This is a genomic window from Pedobacter sp. AK013 (genome assembly GCF_014205835.1).
Taxonomy (GTDB): domain Bacteria; phylum Bacteroidota; class Bacteroidia; order Sphingobacteriales; family Sphingobacteriaceae; genus Pedobacter.
The window spans coordinates 1-17,494 of sequence record NZ_JACHCQ010000001.1 but is presented as its reverse complement, the minus strand read 5'-3'; the positions used below and the strand labels follow the sequence as shown (position 1 = coordinate 17,494).

14 protein-coding genes are annotated in these 17,494 nt (G+C 38.2%); 12 read left to right on the top strand and 2 right to left on the bottom strand.

Features of this window, described 5'->3' with window-relative positions; genetic code table 11:
- Positions 1-173: 173 nt before the first annotated feature.
- From HDC90_RS00070 to HDC90_RS00025, 10 genes are all read left to right on the top strand, one after another.
- The gene (locus HDC90_RS00070; RefSeq protein ID WP_184462615.1) at positions 174-2,636 is read left to right on the top strand and encodes a glycoside hydrolase family 31 protein; all 2,463 of its coding nucleotides are present in this window, start codon (positions 174-176) and stop codon (positions 2,634-2,636) included.
- A 60-nt stretch (positions 2,637-2,696) separates the two neighbouring features.
- Positions 2,697-4,661, top strand: coding sequence for a 1,4-alpha-glucan branching protein GlgB (glgB, locus tag HDC90_RS00065; RefSeq protein ID WP_255497414.1), 1,965 nt, complete (start codon positions 2,697-2,699; stop codon positions 4,659-4,661).
- A 180-nt stretch (positions 4,662-4,841) separates the two neighbouring features.
- Positions 4,842-6,278 carry an ATP-binding protein gene (locus HDC90_RS00060; protein ID WP_184462613.1) on the top strand — a complete coding sequence of 479 codons (1,437 nt, stop codon included), beginning with the start codon at positions 4,842-4,844 and terminating at the stop codon, positions 6,276-6,278.
- 480 nt (positions 6,279-6,758) lie between these two features.
- Positions 6,759-7,439 carry a hypothetical protein gene (locus HDC90_RS00055; RefSeq protein WP_184462612.1) on the top strand — a complete coding sequence of 227 codons (681 nt, stop codon included), beginning with the start codon at positions 6,759-6,761 and terminating at the stop codon, positions 7,437-7,439.
- Positions 7,440-7,582: 143 nt separating this feature from the next.
- Positions 7,583-8,935 carry an Ig-like domain-containing protein gene (locus HDC90_RS00050; protein WP_184462611.1) on the top strand — a complete coding sequence of 451 codons (1,353 nt, stop codon included), beginning with the start codon at positions 7,583-7,585 and terminating at the stop codon, positions 8,933-8,935.
- Positions 8,936-8,972: 37 nt separating this feature from the next.
- Positions 8,973-9,695 carry a hypothetical protein gene (locus tag HDC90_RS00045; protein WP_184462610.1) on the top strand — a complete coding sequence of 241 codons (723 nt, stop codon included), beginning with the start codon at positions 8,973-8,975 and terminating at the stop codon, positions 9,693-9,695.
- 25 nt (positions 9,696-9,720) lie between these two features.
- Positions 9,721-10,659 (top strand): gliding motility-associated C-terminal domain-containing protein, encoded by a 939-nt coding sequence (locus tag HDC90_RS00040; RefSeq protein ID WP_184462609.1) that lies wholly within the window; start codon positions 9,721-9,723, stop codon positions 10,657-10,659.
- 22 nt (positions 10,660-10,681) lie between these two features.
- Entirely contained in the window at positions 10,682-11,653 is a 972-nt protein-coding gene (locus HDC90_RS00035; RefSeq protein ID WP_184462607.1) for a type IX secretion system membrane protein PorP/SprF, read from the top strand.
- A 317-nt stretch (positions 11,654-11,970) separates the two neighbouring features.
- Positions 11,971-12,582, top strand: coding sequence for a Crp/Fnr family transcriptional regulator (locus tag HDC90_RS00030; protein ID WP_184462605.1), 612 nt, complete (start codon positions 11,971-11,973; stop codon positions 12,580-12,582).
- A 403-nt stretch (positions 12,583-12,985) separates the two neighbouring features.
- A complete protein-coding gene (locus HDC90_RS00025; protein WP_184462603.1) occupies positions 12,986-14,344 on the top strand; it encodes a hypothetical protein in 1,359 nt (452 codons plus the stop codon).
- A 169-nt stretch (positions 14,345-14,513) separates the two neighbouring features.
- Here HDC90_RS00025 and HDC90_RS00020 read toward each other — a convergent pair whose 3' ends face one another.
- Positions 14,514-15,065: a 5'(3')-deoxyribonucleotidase gene (locus HDC90_RS00020; protein WP_184462601.1), complete on the bottom strand. Its 552-nt coding sequence runs from the start codon at positions 15,063-15,065 to the stop codon at positions 14,514-14,516.
- A 95-nt stretch (positions 15,066-15,160) separates the two neighbouring features.
- Here HDC90_RS00020 and HDC90_RS00015 point away from each other — a divergent pair, with 95 nt between their 5' ends.
- Together HDC90_RS00015 and HDC90_RS00010 are read left to right on the top strand one after the other, a co-directional pair.
- Positions 15,161-15,910: a DeoR/GlpR family DNA-binding transcription regulator gene (locus HDC90_RS00015; protein WP_184462599.1), complete on the top strand. Its 750-nt coding sequence runs from the start codon at positions 15,161-15,163 to the stop codon at positions 15,908-15,910.
- Between the two features lie 67 nt (positions 15,911-15,977).
- On the top strand, positions 15,978-16,514 hold the full coding sequence (locus HDC90_RS00010; protein ID WP_184462597.1) for a hypothetical protein: 537 nt from the start codon (positions 15,978-15,980) through the stop codon (positions 16,512-16,514).
- Positions 16,515-16,542: 28 nt separating this feature from the next.
- Here HDC90_RS00010 and HDC90_RS00005 read toward each other — a convergent pair whose 3' ends face one another.
- The gene (locus HDC90_RS00005; RefSeq protein WP_184462595.1) at positions 16,543-16,896 is read right to left on the bottom strand and encodes a hypothetical protein; all 354 of its coding nucleotides are present in this window, start codon (positions 16,894-16,896) and stop codon (positions 16,543-16,545) included.
- Between the last annotated feature and the right edge of the window lie 598 nt (positions 16,897-17,494).

Here is a 17,494-nt window from a genome sequence, read left to right as displayed (position 1 = left end):
TTTTTTTGGGTTTTTATATCAACCCATTTGTGTGTCTTAGTGTAAATAATACACTTTAATCAACAGGCCTTGAAAAAAAGCTTGATTCCTTTTAATAAAATATTTGTATTATAGTACTTTCTTAAGCACATCCCGGTTTAAGAGCTATGAATTTAAAATTTGAATAAATAAGGATGGAAGCGCAAAACGACAAACCTAATGAGGCAAGCGATCTGGTCGAAAAGGAGCAAGAAATACAGCATTTAAACAATCCAGTTGATATATCGGTAAAACCAATTGTTAAACAATACCTTGGTGCAGTTAAAAAAGTAAAAAAGGAAGGTAACCGTTTTTATTTTTCTGATGGAGATGCAAGAGTAGAGGTTCGGGTGGTAAGCGATGATATTATTAGGGTAAGATTAGCACCACATGGCGTTTTCTTGGATGATTTCTCTTATGCAGTACCTGAGGTAGACCAGAAAGTTTCTGTTTTTAAAATGCAGGAACACGACGATCATTTCACCATTTCTACTCATGCGGTAACCTGTAAAATAGAAAAAGCAAATTTCCATATTTCCTTTTCTGATAATATTACCAACGTGGTAATGGTTGATGAGGCCAATTCTATGCACTGGGAAGAAAATGTAGATTTTGGTGGTTATTATATTTACGCAACCAAAAAATGCCATCCTGAAGAAAATTTCTTCGGTTTGGGTGATAAATCTGGCAATTTTAATCTGCGCGGCAGGCGCTTCGAAAACTGGAATACCGATGCTTACTCTTTCGGTTGGAATCAAGACCCACTTTACCGTACTATACCTTTCTATATTGGTTTGCATAATCAGGCTGCCTACGGTATCTTTTTCGATAATACCTTTAAATCGTATTTCGATTTCGGTTCTGAAGATGTAAATAAAACCAGTTTCTGGGCCGATGGCGGAGAACTGCAGTACTATTATATCCACGGGCCACATATTATGGACGTGGTTAAACGTTATGCAACTTTAACGGGAACACACCCGATGCCTCCAAAATGGACTTTGGGCTATCAGCAATGCCGTTGGAGTTATTATCCTGAAACAAAAGTTAAAGAAATAGCCAAACAGTTCAGGGAACGTAAAATTCCTTGCGATGCCATTTATCTGGACATTGATTACATGGATGGCTACCGCTGTTTTACCTGGAATAAAAAGTACTTTCCAGACCCGCGGAGAATGATTAAAGAGCTTTCTGATGATGGCTTTAAAACAGTGGTCATGATCGATCCGGGAATTAAGGTAGATGACGATTACTGGGTTTTTAAAGAAGGTAAGGAGAAAAGATTTTTCTGTCGCCGTAGCGACGATTATTATATGGAAGGACATGTTTGGCCAGGCCGTTGTCAGTTTCCCGATTTTACCAATCCAAAAGTACGGAGCTGGTGGGGTAATTTATATAAAGAATTGGTTGATATGGGGGTTGCAGGTTTTTGGAACGATATGAATGAACCAGCTGTGTTCGGTTCAGGAACCTTCCCTAACGATGTTCGTCATAATTATGATGGTTACCGCGGCTCGCACCGTAAAGCACATAATATTTATGGTATGCAGATGGTGCGTTCAACCTACGAGGGATTAAAAAAACTAATGCGCAATAAACGTCCGTTTACCATTACAAGAGCTGGGTATTCGGGCATGCAGCGTTACGCAAGTGTTTGGACGGGGGATAATATTGCAACCTGGGAGCATTTAAAAATTGGAAATATCCAGTGTCAGCGCTTATCCGTTTCTGGCGTGCCTTTCTGTGGAACAGATATTGGTGGGTTTAGCGGTGAGCCTGATGGCGAATTGTTTACCCGTTGGATCCAGCTCGGTACATTTTCTCCTTTTATGCGTGCACACTCTGCCGGCGATACTGCCGAACGCGAACCCTGGAGCTTTGGCCAGTTTTTTGAAGATATTAACCGTAAGTTTATCGAATTAAGGTACCGCTTAATGCCGTATCTGTATTCGGTTTTCTGGGAGCATCATCGTTATGGTTTCCCTATTTTAAGGCCGCTGGTGATGCTTGAGCAGGAAAATATCAGCAACAGTTTTCGTCAGGATGAATTTTGCTATGGTGATAAACTATTGATATGCCCGGTTTTAGAGCAGGGTGCAATTTCTAGAAAAGTTTACCTTCCGAAAGGAACCTGGTATAATTTCTGGACCAACGAAATCCTCGACGGTGGTAACGAATACACAGTTGATGCCAAGATAGACAGTATGCCGATGTTTGTGAGGGCAGGTAGCGTTTTGCCAGAATATCCGGTAATGCAGTATGTTGATGAAAAATCGATTACTGAAGTGATATTGAATATCTATCATAGTGATTATGAGGTGAATTCATATATGTACGAAGATCATGGCGATACATTTGCCTACGAACAGGATATTTATCTGGAAAAGAAATTTACTGTAAAAGGCGATACCCAGACCATTAAAGTGAACCAGCGTAACGAAGGTTTGTACACGCCTAATTACGAGTTTTATGTTTGTAACGTTATCGGCGTAAAATTTCAGGTGAAAAAGATCATTATCGATAATAAAGAGGTGAAAGATTTTTATACAGATGATCAGAATATCCTGCATTTTAAATGCAATAAAAACTTTACCGATATACAGATTTTAAGTCTGTAAATCTTTTAGCCCCAAATGCTGTTTAGTATTTGGGGCTTCATTTATCTAGCCAAAATATCTATGCCAGCAGCAAAAAAAGTTTCTGTAAAAAAATCATCCCAACCAAAAACAGATCAACAGAAATCCGTTTGGATACACAGTTTATTTACCGATTACGATATCGATCTCTTTCTTGTCGGAAAGCATTTTAGGCTTTACGAGAAAATGGGCTCACATTTAATTACTGTTGATGGGACCGCCGGAACTTATTTTTCGGTTTGGGCCCCAAATGCCATTCGTGTTAGTGTAGTGGGTAATTTTAACGATTGGAACAATAGTTCGCACCCGTTGAGCGTACGCTGGGATAAATCTGGTATTTGGGAAGGTTTTATTCCTGGTATTGTAAAAGGCGAAGTTTATAAATATTTTGTTAAAGGTTTTGATGAATCTGAACATCTAAAAGGCGATCCTTATGCCAGAAGATGGGAACATCCTCCACAAACCGCTTGTATTGTTTGGGATACCGATTACACCTGGAAAGATAAAACCTGGCTCAAAAAAAGAGCAAAAATAAATGCTTTAAATCAGCCCATCTCAGTATATGAAATACACCTGGGTTCCTGGGAGCGCGATCCGGATAATCCAGACCGTGTTTTAACCTGTAGGGAAGTAGCAGGCAGGTTAGTGCCATATGTAAAGGAAATGGGTTTTACGCATGTAGAACTGATGCCTGTAATGGAGTTTCCGTATTTTCCGAGCTGGGGTTATCAGATTACAGGTTATTTTGGGGCCAGTTCACGCTATGGTTCTCCACAGGATTTAATGTATCTGATTAATGAGCTCCATAAAGCAGATATTGCAGTAATATTGGATTGGGTTCCTTCCCATTTTCCTGGTGATAGGCATGGTTTATATGAGTTTGATGGAACGCATCTGTACGAACATGCCGATATGCGCAAAGGCTTTCACCCCGACTGGAAGTCATATATTTTCAATTATGATAGAAATGAGGTGCGTTCTTTTCTCATCAGTAATGCTTTATTCTGGTTGGATCAGTATCATGCTGATGGATTGAGGGTAGATGCTGTAGCATCGATGTTATATTTCAATTTCTCCAGAGAAGGTGGAGATGCTGCAACAAACGAATATGGCGGGAGTGAAAACTTTGGAGCCATACAGTTTTTGCAGGACCTTAATATTGCTGTTTATGGAAATTTTGAGGGCGTACAAACCATTGCGGAAGAAAGCAGCACTTACCCTGGGGTAACTCACCCAGTTCATGCTGGAGGCTTAGGGTTTGGGATGAAGTGGATGATGGGCTGGATGAACGATACTTTAAAGTATTTTAAGGTAGATACATTGGGTAGAAAGCATCACCATAACCAGTTGAGTTTTAGCATGACTTATGCTTTTACCGAAAATTTTATGCTTCCTTTTTCGCATGATGAGGTAGTGCATGGTAAATCGCCAATGCTGTATAAGATGCCGGGCGATGACTGGCAGAAATTTGCTAACCTAAGGGCTTTGTACGGTTATATGTTTACCCACCCGGGCGCAAAACTGCTTTTTATGGGGAACGAATTTGGCCAAACCAATGAGTGGAACTTTACCCAATCGCTGGATTGGCACTTACTACAATACCCCCCGCACAAAGGCATGCAGGAAACAGTTAAAGCCTTAAATTTTCTATATCGCAGAGAACCAGCATTGTATCATTTCAATTTTAGTTATGAAGGTTTTCAATGGATTGATGCAGATAATGCGAACGAATCTGTATTTGTGTATATGCGAAAGGGACCAAAGGCAAAAGATACTTTGGTTATTGCTATAAACTTAACGCCTGTGGTTAGGGAGAATTATAGAATAGGAGTACCTTTTAAAACCAAATGGACAGAAATTTTTAATACCGATGATATTGTTTATTATGGAGGCGGTATTAACAACAGGGGGGATATTATCCCTGATCTGGAAAATTATAATGGACAGGAATATTCAATAGTTGTTGATCTGCCACCTTTAGCGGTAACAATTTTTAAGAGTAAGTAAAATATTGTTGGTTCACTATATTATGCCAAAACTATGTACGAAAACATGGTTTTGGCGTATTATAGTATTTTATATTACGCCAAAATAGTATTTAAAAACATAGTTTTGGCGTGTTATATTATTTTATATTACGCCAAAAATAAATATTTGGTTATGTTTGTTGCTGTAAATTAAATGTTTATGGAGCAGGTTGTAGGAAGAGCCGAAGAAAAATTGCTACTCAACAAAATTGAAAAATCTGGCGAAAGTGAGCTAATTGCTGTGTATGGGCGTAGACGGGTAGGGAAGACATATTTAATCAGAAACGGATTTACTAAAGAAATAGCATTTGAATTTTCTGGTATCCATCATGCAACATTAAATCAGCAGCTAGAAAACTTTAGTCTGGCACTTACAAAAGTAACCGGGGGTTTTACTTTAGCCAAACCAGAAAGTTGGATCGCTGCTTTTGAAATGCTGATCCAATACCTCAAGCCCTTAGTAAAAAAAGAAAGAACAGTCATTTTTATTGATGAATTTCCCTGGATTAACACACCCCGATCAGGATTTTTACCTGCATTTGAAAACTTTTGGAACAGTTGGGCTTCGAGGGAAAAAAAACTCATTGTCGTGATCTGTGGTTCGGCAGCTTCTTGGATGATTAATAAAGTAATTAATAACCGTGGAGGATTGCATAACCGTGTAACCAGAAGAATAAGACTCCTTCCTTTTACTGTAGGTGAAACTGCAGCATACCTTAAACACAGAAAAATAAAACTCGATAAGTACCAGCTCTTACAAGTATATATGGCTATGGGTGGGATACCACAGTACCTTAAAGAAATAGAGCAAGGAGAAAGTGTCGCTCAGATTATAGACAGACTTTTTTTTACCAAAGATGGTTTGCTCCGGGAAGAATTTAAGAATCTTTATTATTCATTATTCGACAAAGCAGAAAATCATATTGATATTGTTAGGGCATTGGCAAAAAAAAGCAAAGGATTAACACGTACCGAAATTATTAATGCCTGTAAGCTAAGCAGTGGTGGTTACGCTACGCAGGTACTTGCAGAACTTACAGAATCTGGTTTTATTACGCCTTATATTCCCTTTGGAAAAAATAGTAAAGACTCTTTATATAAACTAACCGATGAGTACTCGATATTTTACCTCAAATTTATAGACGGCAATAAAGCAACGGGCGCTGGAAGCTGGTTAAAATTTTATTCGGGTGCATCATGGAAAAGTTGGAGCGGATACGCCTTTGAAAGTATCTGCATGAAACATACTCCCCAGATTAAAAAAGCAATAGGGATAGATAATGTTTATACCGAAATATCTGTTTGGCGTTATTTGCCTCGAAATAAAGAAGAGCAAGGCGTGCAGATTGATCTGCTTATTGATCGAAATGATTCCTGTATCAATATATGTGAAGTTAAATTCTCTGTTGTACCTTTTGAAATTACTAAATCCTATGAAAAGGAATTAGCCAACAAACTAAAAGTATTTCAATATCAAACCAGGACAAGAAAAGCATTATTCCTGACTATGATTACAACTTATGGAGTTGCAAATAGTGACCGTTATCCGGGTTTGGTACAAAAAGATATTACGATGGATGTGCTGTTTGATAATTAACCAGGCTGATCAACCAATTTAAATAAGAAAAGCCTCCCATTGCTGGAAGGCTTTCTTAAACTCTGGAGTGGAAGCTTCCAGAGAGGGTGCAAAGATACAATAACCATTGTTTCCTGCAAGTATTTTTTGCTAAATATTTATAGTATTCCAGTTGCCATCGATTGTTCTTATCGATGGGTATTTCAATTGCTTCTTTATGTAATAATCATAAGTGCCATTCTAGAGACACGGTTGGTTTAGGTTAATCGTCCAGATAGATGCTTTAATCTTTGAGGTTTCCTTGTTTGTTGATAAATATCAATAAAACAGGCTTTTATGGCGTTGTGAGCAAGGTAATGAATGAAGTGAACGGATAATCTGCTTCTGTACCTCCGTACTTTTGTATCAACGAGCAAACGAACTGATTTTTTACGTCCACATCCCAAACTTACATTGAAAAGGCGCTCTTGTCTATCTTTCTTGATGTTTGTGCTTTTTCTTATGCCCACGTATTTGCGTGCGCAGGTTGTAGCACAGTGTGAAAATACAAAGCGTACTTACGCAGATTTTCAAGGATCAATCCAATACGGATTTAAGGTATTGGGAGGGTCTTTAATTATGGGTACCATTTCAGATGCAGCAAACGCTGTTAATGGACAGGTTAAAGATGCATCAACATTAGGTGTAGGACTTGGCCTGCTAGGATTGGCATCTTCTACACAATTCTTACAGTTTAGTACTACTGGCGGTTCACCCAGATCAATTCCTGCCAATACTCCGGTTACAGTTAAAATTTCACTCCCCACCGAAGTATTAAGCGTTCTAAGCGGTGTAGAGATAGGAACATTTACAGATTTGCACACTGTTGCTGCTGATTGGCCGCTATTGGGATTGCTTGGTCCGGGGCATGACGCGGGATATGAAGCAACTACTGTTCCGATTTATAACGCTACCAATATAGCCGGTGTAATTAGCGGTTCGGGAGAGGTTGAGATTACACTCACACCCAACCAGATATATAACGGGATTTATGTAAAGGTATCTGGCAATTTACTCTCGGTAGCCTTATCGACCAAACTATTTCACGCTTATATTATGGAAACCACTATTGATAAAATAGACTGTGATGAGGTAATTGATGTGCTGTCGGGTGTGCAACCAACTGTAATAGGGGGGTATTAAATGCAACCGGCAAGGTAACTAACCCTTTCAATTCAATAGATAACGATAAAGATAGCTATGCGCTGATGGATGTTGGGATCTCGGTATTAAACAAAATATACCTTACCGCGATATTTAATAAGCCTTCTCAACCGAAAGATTCTGTGAGCATTATAATAGGTAAGCCAGGAGGCGGATTACTTAATCTGAGTTTACTTACGGGATTTATCATTCAACCTTATTTAAATGGGGTTAAAGCGGGAAATGCCTTTGATAATACAGGAACTTTTCTAAACCTTAGGCTTTTTCCTGGTTCAACAGATAAATATGTATTAACTTTTCCGATTACCGATGTTTACGATCGTTTAGAAATCACTACCGGTGGATTGGCCGGTGTGCTGGGCTCACTTCAGGTTTACGATATTAAAAGAAAATTGGCTAAACCACGCACATTGATTGATCCTATTGCCGAAGATGCCAGGGCTATCTGTCAGGGAGAAACCACCACCTTTTCCGTTAACAATCCACAGGCCTGTACAGAATATAAATGGTATGATGCTGAAACAGGAGGCAATTTGTTGCATACCGGAGAAAATTATACTCCTCCATCCTCCCTACTTGCCGGAGATTATAGTTATTATGTACAAGGTAGCAGAACTTACTGCGTAACAGGGATTTCTGAAAGGCTTCGTGTAAAATTAAAGGTTAATCCATTACCTCCACTCGATGTTCCAGGCATAACAATCTGTAGTGGAGCAACAGCCGCGTTAGCGGTCAGCAATTCCGATATCGCCCAATATACCTACAATTGGTACACCACTGCCAATGGAGTTACCCCGGTTAATACAGGAGCAACCTATGCAACACCTGCCCTTAATACAAATACTACCTACTACGTAGAAGCCATTAATACATTAACAGGCTGTAAGAATGCCGGGGGGCGTAAAGCAGTATTGGTAAATGTTAAATCTATTGCTGTTGTAAATCCGATTATTGGCGTAAATACCATCTGTGCAGGAACTACCACAACTTTATCTAATGATAATCCTTTGGGTATTTGGAGCACTAGCAATGCAGCTATTGCAACAATAGATGCTACAGGTAAAGTTACCACAGTGGCTGCTGGTAATACGGTAATTAGCTATACAGTGGCTGATGACGCTACTTATTGCGGTAAAAAAGTAGATTTTAATTTAACTGTAAATCCACAGCCCGATTTAACATTAGGGCCTGATGCAAGCATTTGTGAAGGATTAACCACAACCAGAATTACTTACACTAATCCTGTTTTTAATCCAATAACCTATAGTATTTCCTGGGTAGGAAATTTATTGCCCGCTGTTCTAAATCAGGCTTTACCTGCAAATGAAATTACCATTACTATACCATCAACTACTCCTGTTGCAGTGTATCAAGGAGCTTTAACCATTAAAAACGCAAATGGCTGCGAGCGTACCATCCCTTTCAATTTTAGGGTAAAGCTTGTGCCGCACAAACCAACAGTATCAATTAATTAAAAAGAAATCAATCATTCACCCCTAACAAATTAAAGCCATGACAAAAAAAACTACAAAAAACTATTTAAGGATCTTTGCATTCTTGATGTTCTTATTACCGATTAGTGCATTTGCGCAAACCCCAAATGTATACCTGTGCGGAACGGGTACGGTAAAACTTACGCCAGCATTTACGGGATATACCCCAGTGGCTGGTGATAAAATTATTTGGACTGTTGATGGTAGCGCTCAGAGTCCTGTAACTTATGCCACCGCAGCAGACGCGATTTTTAACGTGCCTGCAACATTATCAGCCGGAACGCATACTTATTCTGTACAAGTGCAACCCGCCGATGCAAATCTCTGCCCTAGTGACGCCTCTGATAATACTGTCGTAGAAAAATTACCTACTCCTATAATCGCTGTTGCAGCTCCAGGAAGCGTTTATTGTACCGATCAAACAGCAACTACCGTGATTACAGCGAGTAAGGATGCTTCAATAACACTACCAGCGGGGGTAACCATGACTTATGCATGGTCTGCAACGCTTGGTGGTACTGCTGTGACTGATATTACAACTTTAGGTACAGCGTCTAGTTCTGGAGATACTTTTACGCTTAAAGCTGGTGTAGCTCCTGGTGCTTATGTTTTTGCAGCTGTTGGAGGTTATGCTACTGGTGCTGTTCCGATTGTACCTGCAACAACATGTACCGCAACTGCTTCAAAGGCGATTACCGTTACAGTTAAGCCAGGTAAAGCAACTATCTCTGTTGCACCATAAAACTTTATTGTAAAGTTTAACCGTTATGATGTTTAACAGGCTAGGGATAATTGTGTTGAGCGTGCTGCTGCTTCTTGCAGCGGCATGTTTTGCGCAATCTAACAATCCCAATACGCTTAATCTTAAACCAGGCGTTACTGTTAAACTTAGGGCCAACGGTACAGGCGCTACGTCTTATCAATGGTTCAGGAATGGCGAGCCTATTGCGGGTGCCACTGCACAAGATTATGTAGTTAATTCAGCCGGAAAATATACTGTCATTACTTTTAGTTTAGGTGGTTGTAGCTCTGATTTATCAGAAGAAATGGAAGTGGTGATGGAAACAGCCATATCAGCAGATGTTTCTATTGTTAAAAGGTCAGAAAGCAGGCAGGTAATGAATACGGAGGTATTCAAATACAATTTATTGGTTCGCAATAACGGGCTGGGTATGGCCACCAACCTGCAGGTAAAAGACGATCTTCCAGAAAATCTGACCTTTGTAAGTGTCGATCCTACTGTTGTTGGTACGGCAAGTTACAACGAACAAACCAAAACTGTTTCCTGGGCTATACCATCACTTGCTAATGGTAGTTTCGTTGAACTGATCATTAATGTAAGGTCAATGAAACCTGGTAATGTTGTAAATAGTGCCACTGTTAAGATTGATGAGATAGATCCCGATCCATCAAACAACATTTCTGTGGATACCAAGGAAATTACGGGGCTTAAAATTCCAAATGTGTTTACGCCAAATGGTGATGGAAAGAATGAAACATTTTTTATCGAGCGATTAGACCTTTACAGCGAAAATCAGCTTACCATTATTAACCGCTGGGGAAGTACGGTTTATGAAAAGAAAGGCTATTTAAATGATTGGACAGCGAACGGTTTGGTAGACGGAACTTATTTCTATGTGATTAAGGTGAAAACTACCAGCGCTCAATGGCAGGAATTTAAAGGCTATGTAACTGTAATGAGATAAATGAAAGTTAAAATGTGAGGATATGAAAAAGATAGTTTTAACGGCATTATTTAATTTATTCTGTCTCTGTTTGTTTGCCCAGCAGAATGCCCAGTTTGGACAATACATGTTCAATGGTTTATATATCAATCCAGCTTATGCCGGCTACAAGGAAGAGCTCTATATGCAGGCTTTTGTCAGGGCCCAATGGACGGGTATTCAGGGCGCTCCCCAAACGCTTTCCATATCAGTAGATGAAGCGGTTAAGGAAGAAAGTTTAGGTTTGGGTTTGTTGGTATCTAAAGATAAAATTGGTGCACAAAACTCGTTAAACTTATCAGGAAATTTTGCTTACCGCATTAAACTAGACCGTACCGAAACCAATGTACTTGCCTTTGGTGTTGGAATAGGCATGATGCAGATGGGACTTAACGGAAATCTGCTAGATCCGAATGAAAGCGGCGATAATAAGATTCCGGCAGGTTATGAAAGCCGTACTGTACCTGATATTAGGGCTGGTGTACATTATTCGAACGAGAAATTTTTTATCGGTTTCTCTGCCAATAACCTGCTTACACAGTATCTCCCTGTTTTTAGGGATAATAATCTCCTCAGTATTACTTCCAAGCCGCATTTTTATTTAACGGCTGGTATGATATTTCCAATCGACAATGATTTTATGTTCAAGCCTACTTTTTTGATTAAAGACGATTTGAATGGGCCAACCTCATTAGATCTTAATGCTTTTTTAATGATCAAAGAGAAACTATGGCTAGGTGCTGCATATAGGACCTCTATCAAACTTTATCCTAAGTCGGCATTACAAAGCGATTTAAGGGCAAGAAGTGCCATCGGACTAGTTACTGAGTTCTTTATTCGCGAAAATCTTCGGATTGGCTATGGTTACGATTATAGTTTAAATAAATTGGGTAACTATGACTATGGCTCACACGAAATATCTATTGGCTATTACTTGCAGACCGCAAAAAGCCGCAGGCCAAAGTGCTATTTTTAACAACAATCCTATTATTATTCTTTTGCTTTACTGCTAGCAGTACTCTTTATGATTAGTTGTTGGTCTGTAGTTTTGTTTATACAGATAAATGAATAAAATGAACATTTTAAGCCTCTTGACCTATCTTGTATTGGCTCCGAGATGTTGTGCTCCAAAAACAAATTTAAGAGAATTATGATCAATTATACCGCAATGCATTAGGAAAATCGCTTTACAACAGCTTTTTAACTGCAAAAGTGTCTCGATAATCTACTTTATTTTTATGTTTCAATAGAATTTGCTATTATTAAGGGTCTAAAGTCTATCCCTATTTGTATATGCTCGAATCTCGCAAGGCATTTTTGATAAACACTGTATTAAATTATTTCAGTAGTTTATGCCCAATAACCCCTGGGTTTATCCAGGAAATAGAAAAAAATGTAGAACCGCTTTTGGTCAAGAAGAATAAATACATTTTATCGCCTATTGACAATAATGATTATGTTTTTTTTGTTGTATCGGGCTTAGTAAGAGGTTTTATTAAAGATGGTAATAAAGAGATTACCACTTGGATCAGTTTAGGGGAGGAATTTATTGGAGCCATTCAACATCCAGACGAAGATATTCAGCCTTCTATTGAATATCTGCAGGCACTGGAAAATTCGGAATTGGTTGCGATTCCGCACTTATTGATTGATAAACTTTATGCCAATTACCAGGAAACGAATGTTATTGGCCGCAAAATTTTAGCGCTCCAGTATCACGCCGCCTCAGAGCGCGCTATAATCGCGCGGATCCCTTCGGCAGAAAGGCGTTATGAAAAATTCTTGGAACTAAATTCTTTAGATATATCCAGAGTACCTTTAAGGTGCATAGCCAGTTATTTGGGGATGCGTTTAGAAACACTTAGCCGCATACGCAGTAAGCTGGTGAAAGAGCCGATGCAGTGAATAAAAATCTCAGTTAGTTACGTGCTTATAACAGCTTATCGATTCATGTGAAAGAATACTCATTCGAAAAGCTATGTTTACATAGTATTATACACTTTTTTACATATGCTGTACAATATTAAATTTAGCATGCCAAACACTGTTTTTATGTTTAAATTTGGTTAAGTAAGAATTAAATCAACGGGACGATTTAGATTACATTTATAAGCCGCTCTGCTAAGGGAGGCTTATTTTGTTTCAGGCTACAGTCAAACTTCTCTGTCATCAAATGGATTTTGTTAAAGTTTTATTAAATACTATATTTAGATATGGAAATAGTAGTCGGATTATTATTTATTTTGCTTTCCAGCCAATGGAAGAAGATGGGCAAGCTGCTGAAGTTTGAGAAATAACCTAAGCTTGTATGAAGGTAACGCTATGGAATGAAGTACAACAATTTGATTTCGATCATTCATCAGGTGAGTATAACTTTTCGATCAGATTGGCTAGTGAAAATCGATGGACCAAAGACTTTACCGAAAAGGCTATTGTTGAATATAAAAGGTTTATGTATCTGGCGGCCATTTCGGATGTTATGGTTTCTCCTTCTGTCATTGTTGATGTGGTTTGGCATCAGCACCTCATTTTCTCTCAATCTTATCAGGATTTTTGTAAGTTACTTGGCAAAACAATTCAGCATGTTCCCTCTACTCACCATAAGGCACAATTCGAACAGTTTAAACAGGCGACAGAACAGACAAAAAAGCTTTATTTAGATCACTTTGGTCAACAACCCAAATGCATCTGGGAATATAATAGTATGCTGGCCAGCTTAAAACTCAAACCTGTTAAGCTTAAAACTGGACTTTTTGCAATATTTGGTGTATTGATGTTTATTCTGCTCATAATTCCCTTTTATTATTTACTTAAACCGCTTTATGTGCAAATCGACAATCCAATTTTTATATTGGGTTTTCTTGGTGTGGCACTTCCGACTTATGTAATCTTAAACTTGTATAACAAGAATAAAATTAAACGGATATTGCATTCTTTTGATCAGGATTCATTTGTTTATCACCTTAGGCCTTTTGAGCTGGTTTACCTCAAAACGCAACGATTATCTAACGTGATTAGTGGTTCTGTAAATGAACTGATTGATAATGGTACAATAAAGATAATTGATCAAATGATTTCGGTTTCAAATACTGTTGTAGTTCAGTCTGTCGAACAAGCGCAGATTGTTGCTACTTTACAGGATTCTGGAAGGATGTATTATCCAAAATTGCTAAGAATACTAGAATCAAAGCCGATATTCAGAAATGTAGGTAATAGTTTAGATAATTTTAAATATCATTTTAATCAATCTCTGGCATTCGGAAAACTATTTTATAAAAGCTTTCTTGTTTTTGCCTTATTATTAATGTTTCCATTTATAAGAGTAATCACTGGGATTGTAAGAGATAAGCCTGTAACACAGATTGTTATTGTGCTTGTAGTTTTGCTTTTTTTTATTTTTTTCTACCTGCGTAAACTGTCATTGATGTTATGTGCAAAGGTCATCCCCAATTTTTACGAAGATAATATACAACATAAGCAGAAAGCAGAAAAGGACTGGCAATGGGATTACTTTATGTATGGTACAGCTGCACTAAATGCTTCTTTTTTTATGGCGATAAACAATAACAACAAAAATAGGTGGGATGGGACTGATGGTGGAAATTCTTCATGTGGTTCATCTTGTGGGAGTTCGTGTGGAACTTGTGGCGGTTGTGGTGGAGACTAAGTGTTTTTAATTTGTTAATATTCAAATCTTCATCAAATCTTAATCTTTCTGTGGTAATATTGCAGACATAAGGGGTGAGAGCCTTATATCAACTTCATAGTTGAGAGCGTTAATTTAGATAGAGGGTGTGGCCAGTGGCTACACCCTTTTTTGTTTATGCTATTTTTCATTAAGCCAGCATGAGGTCTGTTTCTTCCAGTTGTTTCAATAAAGCCGGTACTTCATTCCAGTGGTTAATTCGCTGATGATGGTCTTTCTCTACATTATGGAATGCGGTAAACATTAAAGGTTTGCCTTTGCAGAAATCGAGGTTTTTGCAATGATCATCAATTAAATAGTGGGTATCAATGATGCTTTTATCGCCGCAAAAGATAATGTTTTTCCAGCTGATGAATGGGAAATGCTCTGCGAGCCATTCGTGTTTTTCGAAAAGGGATAAAGGAAATTCCATGGCTGCCGGAACAATATAGATCTCATAATCTTTCATGAGTTTTCTTACTGTTTCAACTGCGCCTTCCATCACTGGCAGATTCCTGAAAAAATCTTTCCTGTTACAGATTTTCATTACTATGGCCCTATCTGGGAAAAGTTCTTCTTCCGATTTGCCCCTAATGTCTGCCCGCCTAAGCGAAATGCCTGTTTCAGTCTGATAGGCCTGTAATATATGATCTTCGATATCGGCCAGTACGCCGTCCATATCTATACCAATGGTCTTTTTCATTTTTGCTATATTTTGCAACAAAAATATTTAATATTGCAATATATTGCAAATTTTATTCTTTTAGAATTTCTATATTTGCAATATATTGCAGTAATATGGTAAAAGAAGAGCGCTTACAGATTATTATTAATACCCTTGATAAAGACAGTAAAGTGAGGCTTGATGCCTTAAGTGCTTTGCTGAATGTATCAGAAGATACCGTGCGCCGCGACATTAAAGAGCTTGATTCGCAGGGGTTGCTCCGAGCCGTTCGGGGTGGTGCAATTTCCCGTTCTCCTATACCCCAACACTATAGAGATAGGGAAAAATACAATCAGCAACATAAGCAAACCATTGCCAGCAAAGCCTTGCAGTTTTTAAAAGATGGTCAGGTGGTTTTTTTTGATGGTGGTACTTCGGTAGTTGCACTCGCGGCGGTATTGCCCAAAGATTTAAAGATTACCATCATTACCAATAGTTTTCCTGTAGCCAATATCTTGGAAGATCATCCTAGTGCCGAGGTGATATTTGCTGGAGGAAGATTGCAAAAAACTGCATTTGTTACTATAGGACAAGAAACCATCGATACCTTTAAGAAGGTAAGGGCCGATATCTGTATGCTGGGTATCTGCAGCTTGCACCATAGCATGGGCATTACTTCCATTATTTATGAAGATGCACAGTTGAACAATATTATGATTAACCAGGCGCAGAAAACTATTGCGCTGTCTGCACTCGAAAAAATAAATACTGTAGAACCTTACTATGTTTGCCCGGTTAACGATGTAGATGTGATTATCACTGAAGCAGATCCTGATAATGCCATTCTGCTACCTTATAAAAATTTGGGGATTGAGGTGGTTTAAACACTTGCTTATTAGTCTGTATCAAATAAATGACTTAATTTGTGCGGTCTAAATTTAAGCCTCATTAATGATCGATTCAATTTTTCCGCGCTATATTTTGCAAGAACAAATATTTATTTATGCTTGCTGGAGTATTGTGATATTCTTTTTAAGGAAAACTGAATTTATCAGCATACTTGATATTCCCATTATTTGGTTGACCAGAATTGTAGGTATTGTATATTTATTAGAAGTTCCTGTAATTGTATTATCTGACTGGTTTAGCGAAGATTATATTCAGTACGCATTCGTAAACCGCTTTACCGGTCCATATTGGTTTCCTGCGGTGTTTCTGTTATTGGTGTATTGGTTTTCCACACAAAGCCTTTGGTTCGCCTATTTTCAGAAAGCCAGATACTGGCGTTTAACTTTTGGGTTATTGGTATTGTTGGCAACCTTCTTTAGTGATATTTTCACCATCTTAAACACTTGGGGTTATTCATTCTCTTCGTGGACAATGCAGTACCAGGCGCCTTTTTTGCATATTCAATCCATTGCAGCATTTTGTTTAATAACAGGAGCCGGCTATTTTATCATTAGGAAAAAATGCTTAGGCAGTTCTTAGCTTAATTTGATGTAATGTTTGATCGGCTTTAGGCTGCAGCATACAAACTAAGGTTCTTTTTGCGTAAAAAGAAAAAGCTCAATCCACCTAAACATAAAACCAATAGAAAAAGAGAATTGTCTAGGGGACAATCCAGTATGGTGAAAGTTTTTATGGTTCCTGCCGTGGGGTTACCACTACCTGGTGGGCAATTACCTCCATTATTAAGTCCGTTCATGCAAATGGTGCAGGGCGTTCCGGCAGTAGAACTAGAGTAGCACTGCCCTGACAAATCTACGGAAGGTGATCCATTAAATAATGTCACGTCGCCATTTCTACTTGTTTGGGTATAAACCAGTTGTCCGAGTGGTACCACACAGCCAGTAATAGTAGGTTGCGCCATTAATTTTTGCACAGGACAACATAATAAGCAAATACAAAATAATAAAAGTGCCTTCTTTATTTTGACAAAAATAAATTAAAATGCAGTATAAATACTACGTAATTTTACTGTTTTTGATAGTTGTCAACGTGAAAATTTGATTGATTTTATCATTAATCTTGCTGATTTTTAGTGTGTTACTATAAGATAGCTGTTTGGGGTTGTGCTATTTTGTTTCGTTAATAGATAAGCTGATAATTTTTACGAATGAATTTGATTCTGCCGATTGCTCTTTTCTATTGTGTTTTTATCAATAAATAGTTTCTGGCGAGCGCCTGTAAGTAATTGATGATGGTGCCTTGTTTAGTGAGTGATGGAATGTTAAAGTTTACAGCTAATTCTTTCGGGATTTTATTGTTGGCAGATTTTATTTCTGTTTCAGTAAAAAAAATCGGTGTTGAAAGTATAATATTGGTTTGTGAATATGCTTTTTAAGGATCAAGCGGAAAAGTTGGGGGGGGATGTTTTAAGCATATATTTTCGACAATCTGAATAAGAAGAATTTAATATCCCTTACACCTCTTGAGGTTGCCCTAAAAGCTTTGATCTTGGCATTGAA

Coding starts and splice junctions, on each gene's coding strand:
- HDC90_RS00035 (WP_184462607.1), top strand. CDS start 10,682: ATGAAAAAGATAGTTTTAACGGCATTATTTAATTTATTCTGTCTCTGT.
- glgB (WP_255497414.1), top strand. CDS start 2,697: ATGCCAGCAGCAAAAAAAGTTTCTGTAAAAAAATCATCCCAACCAAAA.
- HDC90_RS00010 (WP_184462597.1), top strand. CDS start 15,978: ATGATCGATTCAATTTTTCCGCGCTATATTTTGCAAGAACAAATATTT.
- HDC90_RS00045 (WP_184462610.1), top strand. CDS start 8,973: ATGACAAAAAAAACTACAAAAAACTATTTAAGGATCTTTGCATTCTTG.
- HDC90_RS00040 (WP_184462609.1), top strand. CDS start 9,721: ATGATGTTTAACAGGCTAGGGATAATTGTGTTGAGCGTGCTGCTGCTT.
- HDC90_RS00005 (WP_184462595.1), bottom strand. CDS start 16,896: ATGGCGCAACCTACTATTACTGGCTGTGTGGTACCACTCGGACAACTG.
- HDC90_RS00055 (WP_184462612.1), top strand. CDS start 6,759: ATGCCCACGTATTTGCGTGCGCAGGTTGTAGCACAGTGTGAAAATACA.
- HDC90_RS00060 (WP_184462613.1), top strand. CDS start 4,842: ATGGAGCAGGTTGTAGGAAGAGCCGAAGAAAAATTGCTACTCAACAAA.
- HDC90_RS00015 (WP_184462599.1), top strand. CDS start 15,161: ATGGTAAAAGAAGAGCGCTTACAGATTATTATTAATACCCTTGATAAA.
- HDC90_RS00020 (WP_184462601.1), bottom strand. CDS start 15,065: ATGAAAAAGACCATTGGTATAGATATGGACGGCGTACTGGCCGATATC.
- HDC90_RS00070 (WP_184462615.1), top strand. CDS start 174: ATGGAAGCGCAAAACGACAAACCTAATGAGGCAAGCGATCTGGTCGAA.
- HDC90_RS00030 (WP_184462605.1), top strand. CDS start 11,971: ATGCTCGAATCTCGCAAGGCATTTTTGATAAACACTGTATTAAATTAT.
- HDC90_RS00025 (WP_184462603.1), top strand. CDS start 12,986: ATGAAGGTAACGCTATGGAATGAAGTACAACAATTTGATTTCGATCAT.